Source organism: Piscinibacter sp. PDB5-1 (assembly GCF_056676035.1).
This window is the reverse complement of sequence record NZ_JBWVZL010000002.1, coordinates 124,282-137,133: the sequence shown is the minus strand read 5'-3', so window position 1 is coordinate 137,133 and position 12,852 is coordinate 124,282. Positions and strand designations below refer to the sequence as shown.

The window sequence follows — 12,852 nt, the reverse complement described above, 5'->3', positions numbered from 1 at the left end:
CAGGGTCTGTTCACCAAATGAAGAGGCAAGGGCGGGCTGTGTGAACAGGGCGGGGGCATGTGTGAAGGCCGCAGCGCACACCTCGGGTGAAGTGCACGCTGCGGCCTGCCCTTTCGGGCCTTAGATCAGCGGCGGGGCCTTGGTCGGGTCATCGAGGCCGAGCAGGTTGCTGCTGCTCGGTGCCACGCTGCCCGAATCGACCGGGTTCACCACCGCTGCGACTTGCGCCGGGGCGGACGGCAGCACGTCGGCTGTCGGTGCGGCGAGCACGTCGCTCAGTTGCACCGGCGGCGTCGAACCGTCCTTGGCGAACCACACGTCGGCCATGGCGGCTTGGGTGCCATCGGTCTTCGTGTAGCTGGACACCAGGCCCAGCAGGTTGCCGTTGTCCACCTCGGTGCCGACCAGGCCATTCAGGTCGAGCGACGCGATTCCGAACTCGCCCAGCGTCTTCAGCTCACCCTCGGCGGTCACGCCGTTCTGGTCGGCATCGACCCAGAGGCGCAGCTCGTTGAAGGCGGCGTCGTTGCTGTCGAGCTTGCCGTCGGCGTTACCGTCGAGCAGGCGCATGGCTTCGTAACCGTTGCCGGCGCGGGTGCCATCGGCGCGCTGCGTGGCCACACCGAACAGCTCTCGGCCGTCGTTGATCTGGCCGTCGCCGTTGACGTCACGCACCAGCAGGCCGTCGGTGGCAGAAGCCCAGCCCACGCGGTTGACCGTGCCGGTGGCGTTCAGGTCGAACATCACGCCGTCGCTGGCTGCCGTGGTGCGCACGCCGTTGCCGTCGAGGTCGAGCACGATCGGCGAGGCGCTGAAGAACGCGTCGAGCTGGCTGGCCGACATCTGGCCGACGTCTTCACCTTCGAAGGCCGCCACCTGATCCATCGACATCGCGGCGATGTCGTTGGTTTGCAGGCCGGCGATCTGCGCGGTGGTCAGTGCGACGATCTGGTCGGTCGTCCAGGCTTCCACCTGCGCCGTCGTGAAGGCCGCGATCTGCGTCGTCGAAAGCGCCTGGAACTGGTCGGTCGTGATCGCCTGGACCTGGTCGGTCGTCAGCGCCTGGATCGAGTTGGCGTTCAGGGCACGCAGGTCGGCTGTTTCGAGGTTGGCGATCTGCGTCGTCGTCAGGCTGCTGAGCTGCGTCGTCGTCATGATCGAGAACTGAGAGGCGCTCATGCCATTCAGGTCGTCGGTCGTCAGGCCGGCCAGCTGCTCGGTGGTGAGGCTGTTCACCTGGCCACCCAGCGCCTGCATCTGCGTCGAGGTCAGCTCGTTGAGCTGGTCGGTGCTGAGCGAGCGCAGCGAGGTCGAGGTCAGCGCACGCAGGTCGTGGGTCTCGATCGCCGACATCTGGTCGGTGGTCAAGCCATCGAGCTGCACCGAGGTCAGCGCGGCGAAGTGCGCGGTGGTCAGCGCGGCGATGTCTGCCGTTTCCAGCGTGGCGATCTGGTCGCTGCTCAGGGCGCTGATCTGTGCGGTGTTCATCGCACCGAACTGCTGCGTCGTGAAGGCGTTCAGGTCGTCGCTGTTCAAGCCGCCGATCTGCGTGCTGCTCATCGCGGCCACTTGCTGCGTGCTCAGGGCGCCGATGTGGTCGCTGTTGAGTGCGGCCAGCTGGTCGCTGTTGAGCGCGCGGATCGCCGCCGTCGACAAGGCACGCAGGTCGGCCGTTTCGAGCGCCGCCATCTGGTCGGTCGTGAAGGCCTCGACTTGCGAAGAGTTCAGCACGGCGAACTGGCTGGTCGTCAGCGCGTTCAGGTCATCGGTCGTCAGGCCCTTCACCTGGTCGGTGGTCAGCGCGCCGACTTGGGCGTTGCTCATCGCACCGACCTGGTCGCTGTTGAGGGCGCCGAGTTGGTCGGTGTTGAGCGCGCGGATCGACGCCGTGGACATCGCCCGCAGGTCGGCCGTTTCGATGGCCGCCATGTGGTCGGTGGTCAGGCCCGGCACCTGCGCAGAGTTGATCACCGCAAACTGGCCGGTGGTCATCGCGGCGAGGTCGGCGGTTTCCAGGGTGCCGATCTGCGCCGAAGTCAGCGAGGTGATCTGCGCGGTGGACAGGGCGGCGAACTGCTGCGTGGTGAACGCGTTCAGGTCGTCGCTGTTCATCGTCGAGATCTGCGTGGTCGTCAGCGCGGCGACCTGGGCGCCGGTGAGGGCGCGGATCTGGTCGCTGGTCATGCCGGCGATCTGGTCGCTGTTGAGGCCGCGGATGCCGGCCGTGCTGATCGCACGCAGGTCGCTCGACTCCAGCGCGCCGAGTTGGTCGCTGGTGAAGGCGCCGACTTGCGCGGTGTTCAGCGAAGCGAACTGCAGCGTGCTCAGTGCGTTCAAGTCGTCGGTGCCAAGCTGGGCGATCTGCTGCGTGGTCATCGCACCGACCTGCGCCGTGGTGAGGGCGCCGAGCTGGTCGGACGTCAGCCCCGCGAGCTGGTCGCTGTTGAGTTCGCGGATCGCGGCCGTGGCGATGGCGCGCAGGTCGGTGGTCTCGATGCTCGGCAACTGGTCGGTCGTCAGCGCACGGATCTGGTCGCTCGTCAGGCGGGCGAACTGGGCCGTGGTCATCGCAGCCAGGTCGGCCGTTTCCATGGTCGAGACGGCCGAGGTGCTGATCGCGGCGATCTGAGCGCTGGTCAGCGCACCGATCTGCACCGTGCTGAGCGCGTTCAAGTCATCGCTGTTCAGGCCAGCGACTTGCGTCGTGGTCAGCGCAGCGACTTGCTGGGTGCTCAGGGCGCCGACGTGGTCGCTGTTGAGGGCAGCCAGTTGGTCGCTGTTGAGGGCACGCAGGCCGGCGGTGGTCAGTGCACGCACATCGGCCGTTTCCATCGCGGCGACCTGGTCGGTCGTCAGGCTGGCGACCTGCGTCGTGGTCAGCGTCGAGAAGTGCTGCGTGGTCAGGGCGTTCAGGTCGTCGGTGTTCAGGCCGGCGATCTGGGTGGTGGTCATCGACGACACCTGGGCGGTCGTCAGCGCACCGATCTGCGTCGAGGTCAGGGCAGCGAGCTGGTCGCTGTTCAGACCGCGCAGCGCGGTGGTGCTGATGGAGCGCAGGTCGTTGGTTTCCAGGCTCGGGATCTGATCCGTTGTCAGCGCACCCACCTGGCTGCTCGTCAGACGCGCCACTTGCGCAGTCGTCAGGGCAGCGAGGTCGGCCGTTTCCATCGTCGAGACAGCCGAGGTGCTGATGGCAGCGACTTGAGCCGTGGTCAGGGCACCGATCTGCTGCGTGTTCAGCGCGTTCAGGTCGTCGCTGTTCAAACCGGCGACTTGCGTCGTGGTCAGCGAGGCGACTTGCTGGGTCGAGAGGGCACCGATGTGGTCGCTGTTGAGGGCGGCCAGCTGGTCGCTGTTGAGGGTACGCAGGCCGGCGGTGGTCAGGGCGCGCACATCGGCCGTTTCCATCGCAGCGATCTGGTCGCTGGTCAGGCTGGCGATCTGGGCGGTCGTCATCGACGCGAACTGCGCCGTCGTCAACGCGTTCAGGTCGTCACTGTTCAGGCCGGCGACCTGGGTGGTGGTCAGCGAGACGACTTGCGCCGTGGTCAGGCCACCGATCTGAGCGGAGTTCAGCGAAGCGAGCTGGTCAGAGTTCAGGCCACGCAGGGCCGTCGTGCTGATGGCGCGCAGGTCGGCCGACTCGATGCTCGGCAGTTGGTCCGTCGTCAGGGCACCGACCTGGGCGCTGTCCAGACGGGCCACTTGCGCGGTCGTCAGGGCGGCGAGGTCGGCCGTTTCCATGGTCGAGACAGCCGAGGTGCTGATGGCAGCGACTTGCGCGGTCGTCAGGGCACCGATCTGCTGCGTGTTCAGCGCGTTCAGGTCGTCGCTGTTCAAACCGGCGACTTGCGTCGTGGTCAGCGAAGCGACTTGCTGGGTGCTCAGGGCACCGATGTGGTCGCTGTTCAGGGCGGCCAGCTGGTCGCTGTTCAGGGCACGCAGACCAGCGGTGGTCAGGGCGCGCACATCGGCCGTTTCCATCGCAGCGATCTGGTCGCTGGTCAGGCTGGCGATCTGGGCGGTCGTCAGCGTCGAGAAGTGCTGCGTGGTCAGCGCGTTCAGGTCGTCGGTGTTCAGGCCGGCGATCTGGGTGGTGGTCAGCGAAGCGACCTGGGCGGTCGTCAGCGCACCGATCTGCGTCGAGGTCAGGGCGGCGAGCTGGTCAGAGTTCAAGCCACGCAGAGCCGTCGTGCTGATCGCACGCAGGTCGGCGGTTTCGAGGCTCGGGATCTGGTCGCTGGTCAGGGCACCGACCTGGGCGCTGTCCAGACGTGCCACTTGCGCGGTCGTCAGGGCGGCGAGGTCGGCCGTTTCCATCGTCGAGATGGCCGAGGTGCTGATGGCGGCCACTTGCGCGGTGGTCAGGGCACCGATCTGCTGCGTGTTCAGCGCGTTCAGGTCGTCGCTGTTCAAACCGGCGACTTGCGTGGTGGTCAGCGAGGCGACTTGCTGGGTCGAGAGGGCACCGATGTGGTCGCTGTTCAGGGCGGCCAGCTGGTCGCTGTTGAGGGCACGCAGGCCGGCGGTGGTCAGGGCACGCACATCGGCCGTTTCCATCGCAGCGATCTGGTCGCTGGTCAGGCTGGCGATCTGGGCGGTCGTCAGCGTCGAGAAGTGCTGCGTGGTCAACGCGTTCAGGTCGTCGGTGTTCAGGCCGGCGATCTGGGCCGTGGTCAGCGAAGCGACCTGGGCGGTCGTCAGCGCACCGATCTGCGTCGAGGTCAGGGCGGCGAGCTGGTCAGAGTTCAAGCCACGCAGAGCCGTCGTGCTGATCGCACGCAGGTCGGCGGTTTCGAGGCTCGGGATCTGGTCGCTGGTCAGGGCACCGACCTGGGCGCTGTCCAGACGTGCCACTTGCGCGGTCGTCAGGGCGGCGAGGTCAGCCGTTTCCATCGTCGAGATGGCCGAGGTGCTGATGGCGGCCACTTGCGCGGTCGTCAGGGCACCGATCTGCTGCGTGTTCAGCGCGTTCAGGTCGTCGCTGTTCAAACCGGCGACTTGCGTCGTGGTCAGCGAAGCGACTTGCTGGGTGCTCAGGGCACCGATGTGGTCGCTGTTCAGGGCGGCCAGCTGGTCGCTGTTGAGGGCACGCAGGCCGGCGGTGGTCAGGGCACGCACATCGGCCGTTTCCATCGCAGCGATCTGGTCGCTGGTCAGGCTGGCGATCTGGGCGGTCGTCAGCGTCGAGAAGTGCTGCGTGGTCAACGCGTTCAGGTCGTCGGTGTTCAGGCCGGCGATCTGGGCCGTGGTCAGCGAAGCGACCTGGGCGGTCGTCAGCGCACCGATCTGCGTCGAGGTCAGGGCGGCGAGCTGGTCAGAGTTCAAGCCACGCAGAGCCGTCGTGCTGATCGCACGCAGGTCGGCGGTTTCAAGGCTCGGGATCTGGTCGCTGGTCAGGGCACCGACCTGGGCGCTGTCCAGACGTGCCACTTGCGCGGTCGTCAGGGCGGCGAGGTCGGCCGTTTCCATCGTCGAGATGGCCGAGGTGCTGATGGCGGCCACTTGCGCGGTCGTCAGGGCACCGATCTGCTGCGTGTTCAGCGCGTTCAGGTCGTCGCTGTTCAAACCGGCGACTTGCGTCGTGGTCAGCGAAGCGACTTGCTGGGTGCTCAGGGCACCGATGTGGTCGCTGTTCAGAGCGGCCAGCTGGTCGCTGTTGAGGGCACGCAGGCCGGCGGTGGTCAGGGCGCGCACATCGGCCGTTTCCATCGCAGCGATCTGGTCGCTGGTCAGGCTGGCGATCTGGGCGGTCGTCAGCGTCGAGAAGTGCTGCGTGGTCAGGGCGTTCAGGTCGTCGGTGTTCAGGCCGGCGATCTGGGCCGTGGTCAGCGAAGCGACCTGGGCGGTCGTCAGCGCACCGATCTGCGTCGAGGTCAGGGCGGCGAGCTGGTCAGAGTTCAAGCCACGCAGAGCCGTCGTGCTGATCGCACGCAGGTCGGCGGTTTCAAGGCTCGGGATCTGGTCGCTGGTCAGGGCACCGACCTGGGCGCTGTCCAGACGTGCCACTTGCGCAGTCGTCAGGGCAGCGAGGTCGGCCGTTTCCATCGTCGAGACAGCCGAGGTGCTGATGGCAGCGACTTGCGCGGTCGTCAGGGCACCGATCTGCTGCGTGTTCAGCGCATTCAGGTCATCGCTGTTGAGGCCAGCGACTTGCGTCGTGGTCAGCGAAGCGACTTGCTGGGTGCTCAGGGCACCGATGTGGTCGCTGTTCAGAGCGGCCAGCTGGTCGCTGTTCAGGGCACGCAGGCTGGCCGTTGTCAGGGCGCGAAGGTCCGCCGTCTCCAGCGCAGCGACCTGGTCGGTCGTCAGGCTGGCGACTTGCGTCGTGGTCATGGCCGCGAAGTGCTGCGTCGTCAGCGCGTTCAGGTCATCGGTGGCCAGCGCGGCGACTTGCGCCGTCGTCAGCGAGGCGACCTGGGCGGTGGTCAGTGCCGCGATCTGGTTCGAGGTGAAGGCGCCGAACTGCTCGCTGTTCAGGCCGCGCAGGGCCGAGGTGCTGAGGGCACGCAGGTCGGCGGTTTCGAGGCTCGGGATCTGGTCGGTCGTCAGGCCACCCAGTTGCGTGCTGGTCAGGCGGGCGGCCTGGGCGGTGGTGAGCGCGGCCAGGTCGGCCGTCTCCATCGTGCCGATTTGCGCCGAGTTCAGGGCCATCACCTGGGCGGTGGTCAGCGCACCGACTTGCGCGGTGTTCAGTGCGTTGAGGTCGTCGCTGTTCAGGCCGGCGATTTGCGCCGTGGTCAGCGAAGAAACCTGCTGCGTCGAGAGGGCACCGACGTGGTCGCTGTTCAGCGCAGCGAGCTGGTCGCTATTGAACGCACGCAGGGCCGAGGTGCTGAGGGCCCGGAAGTCGGCTGTTTCCAGCGCGGCCATCTGGTCGGTGGTGAACGAGGTGACCTGGGAGCTGGTCAGCGCGGCGAACTGGGCCGTGGTCAGCGCATTCAGGTTGTCGCTCGTCAGCGATTCGACTTGCGGCTGGGCGCTCAGGGCGGCCACTTGTGCGGTGGTCAAGCCGGCGAGCTGGTCGCTGGTGAGGGCGTTGATCTGGTCGGTCGTCAGGCTGCGCAGCGCGGCGGTGCTCAGCGAGCGCAGGTCAGCGGTCTCAATGCTCGGGATCTGGTCGGTCGTGAGGGCGACCAGTTGGCTCGTCGTCAGACGCGAGAACTGCGCGGTGGTCATCGCGGCCAGGTCGGCCGTTTCCATGGCGGCGACCTCGTCGGTGCCGATGGCCATGACCTGGGCGCTGGTCAGCGCACCGATCTGTTGCGTGTTCAGTGCGTTCAGGTCGTCGCTGTTCAAACCGGCGACTTGCGCCGTGGTCAGCGAAGCGACTTGCTGGGTCGAGAGGGCACCGACCTGGCTGCTGTTGAGTGCGGCCAGTTGGTCGCTGTTGAGGGCACGCAGGCCGGCGGTGGTCAGGGCACGAACATCGGCCGTCTCCATCGCCGCGATCTGGTCGGTCGTCAGGCTGGCGACCTGGCTGGTCGTCATCGACGCGAACTGCGCCGTCGTCAACGCGTTCAGGTCGTCACTGTTCAGGCCGGCGACCTGGGTGGTCGTCAAGGCCACCACTTGCGCGGTGGTCAGCGCGGCCATCTGATCAGAGGTCAGCGCGGCGAGCTGGTCAGAGTTCAGGCCGCGCAGGGCCGTCGTGCTGATGGCACGCAGGTCGGCCGATTCGATGCTGGGGATCTGATCCGTCGTCAGCGCGCCAATCTGGTCGCTGGTCAGACGCGCCACCTGGGCGGTCGTGAGGGCGGCGAGGTCGGCGGTCTCCATCGTCGAGACAGCCGAGGTGCTGATGGCGGCCACTTGCGCGGTCGTCAGGGCACCGATCTGCTGCGTGTTCAGCGCGTTCAGGTCGTCGCTGTTCAAACCGGCGACTTGCGTCGTGGTCAGCGAGGCGACTTGCTGCGTCGAGAGGGCGCCGATGTGGTCGCTGTTCAGGGCAGCCAGCTGGTCGCTGTTGAGGGCACGCAGGCCGGCGGTGGTCAGGGCGCGCACATCGGCCGTTTCCATCGCAGCGATCTGGTCGCTGGTCAGGCTGGCGATCTGGGCGGTCGTCAGCGTCGAGAAGTGCTGCGTGGTCAGGGCGTTCAGGTCGTCGGTGTTCAGGCCGGCGATCTGGGCCGTGGTCAGCGAAGCGACCTGGGCGGTCGTCAGCGCACCGATCTGCGTCGAGGTCAGGGCGGCGAGCTGGTCAGAGTTCAAGCCACGCAGAGCCGTCGTGCTGATCGCACGCAGGTCGGCGGTTTCGAGGCTCGGGATCTGGTCGCTGGTCAGGGCACCGACCTGGGCGCTGTCCAGACGCGCCACTTGCGCAGTCGTCAGGGCAGCGAGGTCGGCCGTTTCCATCGTCGAGACAGCCGAGGTGCTGATGGCAGCGACTTGCGCGGTCGTCAGGGCACCGATCTGCTGCGTGTTCAGCGCATTCAGGTCGTCGCTGTTCAAACCGGCGACTTGCGTCGTGGTCAGCGAGGCGACTTGCTGGGTCGAGAGGGCACCGATGTGGTCGCTGTTCAGGGCGGCCAGCTGGTCGCTGTTCAGGGCACGCAGACCAGCGGTGGTCAGGGCACGCACATCGGCCGTTTCCATCGCAGCGATCTGGTCGCTGGTCAGGCTGGCGATCTGGGCGGTCGTCATCGACGCGAACTGCGCCGTCGTCAACGCGTTCAGGTCGTCACTGTTCAGGCCGGCGACCTGGGTGGTGGTCAGCGAGACGACTTGCGCCGTGGTCAGGCCACCGATCTGAGCGGAGTTCAGCGAAGCGAGCTGGTCAGAGTTCAGTCCACGCAGGGCCGTCGTGCTGATGGCGCGCAGGTCGGCCGACTCGATGCTCGGCAGTTGGTCCGTCGTCAGGGCACCGACCTGGGCGCTGTCCAGACGGGCCACTTGCGCGGTCGTCAGGGAGGCGAGGTCGGCCGTTTCCATCGTCGAGATGGCCGAGGTGCTGATGGCGGCCACTTGCGCGGTCGTCAGGGCACCGATCTGCTGCGTGTTCAGCGCGTTCAGGTCGTCGCTGTTGAGGCCAGCGACTTGCGTCGTGGTCAGCGAGGCGACTTGCTGGGTGCTCAGGGCACCGATGTGGTCGCTGTTCAGAGCGGCCAGCTGGTCGCTGTTGAGGGCACGCAAACCGGCGGTGGTCAGGGCACGCACATCGGCCGTTTCCATCGCAGCGATCTGGTCGCTGGTCAGGCTGGCGATCTGGGCGGTCGTCATCGACGCGAACTGCGCCGTCGTCAACGCGTTCAGGTCGTCGCTGTTCAGGCCGGCGATCTGGGTGGTCGTCAAGGCCACCACTTGCGCGGTGGTCAGTGCGGCCATCTGGTCAGAGGTCAGCGCGGCGAGCTGGTCGGAGTTCAGGCCACGCAGGGCGGTCGTGCTGATGGCACGCAGGTCGGCCGATTCGATGCTCGGCAGCTGGTCGCTGGTCAGGGCACCGACCTGGGCGCTGGTGAGGCGGGCCACCTGGGCCGAGCTCAGCGCGGCGAGGTCGGCCGTCTCCATCGTCGAGATGGCCGAGGTGCTGATGGCGGCCACTTGCGCGGTCGTCAGGGCGCCGATCTGTTGCGTGTTGAACGCATTCAGGTCGTCGCTGTTGAGGCCAGCGACTTGGGTCGTGGTCAGCGAGGCGACTTGCTGCGTGCTCAGCGCACCGATCTGGTCGCTGTTGAGGGCGGCGAGCTGGTCGCTGTTGAGGGCCCGCAGGCCGGCGGTGGTCAGGGCGCGAACATCGGCCGTCTCAAGCGCGGCGATCTGGTCCGACGTGAGGTTGGCGATTTGCGCGGTGGACAGCGCCGCGAAGTGCGCCGTGTTCAGCGCATTCAGGTCGTCGGTGGTCAGGCTCGCCAGCTGCGCGGTGGTCAGGGCGGCGATCTGGCCGGTCGTGAAGGCGCCGATCTGGTCAGAGGTGAGGGCGACAAAGTGGTCGCTGTTCAGGGCGCGCATGGCCTGCGTGCTGAGGGCGCGCAGGTCCGTCGACTCGATGTTCGGCAGCTGGTCGGTGGTCAGCGCGGCGACCTGGTCGCTGCTGAGCCGGGCGAACTGGCTGCTGGTCAATGCGGCCACGTCGGCCGTTTCCATCGTCGAGATTTGCGAGGTGCTCAGCGCCCCGACTTGCGACGACGTCAACGCGGCAATCTGCGCGCTGTTGAGCGCGTTCAGGTCATCGCTGTTCAGGTTCGCGATCTGCGTGGTGCTCAGGCCCACCAGTTGCGAGGTGCTCAGCGCGCCGATCTGGGCGCTGTTGAGCGCGGCCAGCTGGTCGCTGTTGAAAGCGCGAAGCGCGCTGGTGCTCAGCGCGCGAAGGTCGTCGGTCTGCAGGTTGCCGATCTGGTCGGTCGTGAGGGCCGCGATCTGAGCGGTCGACAGCCCGGAGAACTGCGCCGTCGAGAAGGCGTTCAGGTCTTCGGTGTTGATCTCGGAGATCTGCGTGGTCGTCATCGACGCCAGCTGTCCGGTCGTGAGGGCACCGATCTGTGCGCTGTTGAGCGCGCCGACCTGGTCCGAGTTCAGCGTGCGGATCGCGCTGGTGTTGAAGGCGCGGATGTCCTGCACCTCGAAGGCCGCCATGTGCGAGGTGTCGAGCGCGGTGATGCCCAGCGTCGAAATGGCCGCCACTTGCGCCGAGGTCAGCGCGGCGATCTGCGCCGTGCTGAATGCCGCCCAATCTTCGGTCGTCAAACCTGCAATCGTTCGAGTCCCCAGGCCAGCAATTTGCGAGGTGGACAGGGCGGAAATGATCGTGGCCATGAGGCTTCCTTTGTGATCAGGCGTTTGTGAGACCGGCCGACGCTGTCGCCGTCAGCACCAAAGCACCGGCCTGGCGTGATGCCAGTCGGTGCTCAGGTGTCGGCGTGAATTGCGTTGGGTCGGCCATGTCAGCTTTTCGACGGGTTCTTTCGGACGTCATGGGGAGGGGGATCGACGGTCGATCCGCCCAAGACGCACGCGAACGCACGCTCCCTTTTTCCCATTCCGTCGGAATATCGGAGAGGTGCTGAGGCGACTTAAGGTGGATTTGCGGGGCCAGAAGCCCCCAGTTCGTGAAATGCGTGGGGTCTTCCCCATCGTCCGTGACGCATTCCCCAAATTCGTCTCAACCCCGACATCCCGCGGGTGAGTGGGTATCGGTGAACCCCTGTGAGACTTGCGTCGCCTCGCGTGACAAATGACCTGGCTTTTGCGGTCAGATGCTGCTGGTGGTCAGCCGCGAGTCAGCTTGCGATGACTGCGAACGGGTGGCGATGACCGCGCTCTTCTCACGAGCTCTTCTCTTGTGCGCGCCTCACGTGCGCGCCTCACGTGCGCGTGCGTGTGCAGCGGTGCGCGCGTGGGTGCATCGACAGCCCGCAGTTACGATCTCGCATGACCGATACCCGCTCGACCCCCGGCGTGCCGCCTGAGAAGGCCGCCTCTGCGCCCACCGCTTCCTCTGCCGCCACCGCCGACGCCACGGCCTTCGCGCGGCTGCCTTTGTCGCCCACGGTGCTGGCCAACCTGCAACGCCTGGGCTACGAGCACATGACGCCCATCCAGGCGGCGAGCCTGCCGCTGGCCCTGGCTGGCAAAGACCTCATCGCCCAGGCCAAGACCGGCAGTGGCAAGACCGCCGCGTTCGCCTTGCCGCTGCTCGCCAACCTCAACCCCCGTCGTTTTGCCGTGCAGGGCCTCGTGCTGTGCCCCACGCGCGAACTGGCCGACCAGGTGACGCAAGAGATTCGCCGGCTCGCTCGCGCCGAAGACAACATCAAGGTGCTCACGCTGTGCGGTGGCGCCACCATGCGCCCGCAGATCGCCAGCCTCGAACACGGCGCGCACGTGGTCGTGGGCACACCGGGCCGCATCCTCGACCACCTGGCGCGTGAAACGCTGTCGCTCGATGCGCTGAACACCCTGGTGCTCGACGAGGCCGACCGCATGCTCGACATGGGCTTCGCCGAAGACATCGCCAACGTGGTGAAGCACGCGCCCAGGCAGCGCCAGACGCTGCTGTTCTCGGCCACGTATCCCGACGACGTGAGCAAGCTCGCCGCCAAGTACCTGCGCGAGCCGCAAGAGGTGAAGCTCACCGAGCGCCATGCCACCAGCAAGATCCGCCAGCGCTTCTATGAGGTCAAGGACAGCGAGCGGCTGCACGCCGTGGGGCTGCTGCTCAACCACTACCGCCCGGCGCGCACGCTGGCGTTTTGCAACACCAAGCAGCAATGCCGCGACCTCACGGCCGTGCTGCAAGGTCAAGGCATCGTTGCCCTCGAACTGCACGGCGACCTGGACCAGCGCGAGCGCGACCAGGTGCTGGTGCAGTTCGCCAACCGCAGCTGCAGCGTGCTCGTGGCGACCGACGTGGCCGCGCGCGGGCTCGACATCGCGCAGCTCGAAGCTGTCATCAACGTGGACATCACGCCCGACGTCGAGGTGCACACCCACCGTGTGGGCCGCACGGGCCGGGGCGACGAGGAAGGCTGGGCCTTCAGCCTGGCCAGCATGGACGAGATGGGCCGTGTCGGCCGCATCGAAGAGATGCAGGGCAGCCCGAGCGTTTGGCAGCCCCTGAGCGAGTTGACCGCGTCCGACACCGAGCCGCTGCATCCGCCCATGGTCACCCTGCAGATCGCCGGCGGGCGCAAAGAGAAGATCCGCCCCGGCGACGTGCTGGGTGCCCTCACCAAAGACCTGGGGTTCGACGGCGCGCTGATCGGCAAGATCAACGTCAACGAGTTCTCGACCTACGTGGCTGTGGACCGCAGCATCGCCAAGGACGCGATGCGCGGCCTGAACGCCGGCAAGGTGAAGGGCAAGTCGGTGAAAGTGCGTCGCCTGTGAACCGGCGCTGAGCGGCGCCGTTCACAC

The 12,852-nt window shown here is 67.0% G+C and carries 2 protein-coding genes; one reads left to right on the top strand and one right to left on the bottom strand.

From position 1 onward, the window contains the following. Positions 1–120: 120 nt before the first annotated feature. The gene (locus AC1KAT_RS07945) at positions 121–10,752 is read right to left on the bottom strand and encodes a hypothetical protein (RefSeq protein ID WP_480324560.1); all 10,632 of its coding nucleotides are present in this window, start codon (positions 10,750–10,752) and stop codon (positions 121–123) included. Between the two features lie 615 nt (positions 10,753–11,367). Here AC1KAT_RS07945 and dbpA point away from each other — a divergent pair. After that, the gene (dbpA, locus tag AC1KAT_RS07940; protein WP_480324558.1) at positions 11,368–12,825 is read left to right on the top strand and encodes an ATP-dependent RNA helicase DbpA; all 1,458 of its coding nucleotides are present in this window, start codon (positions 11,368–11,370) and stop codon (positions 12,823–12,825) included. Positions 12,826–12,852 lie beyond the last annotated feature (27 nt).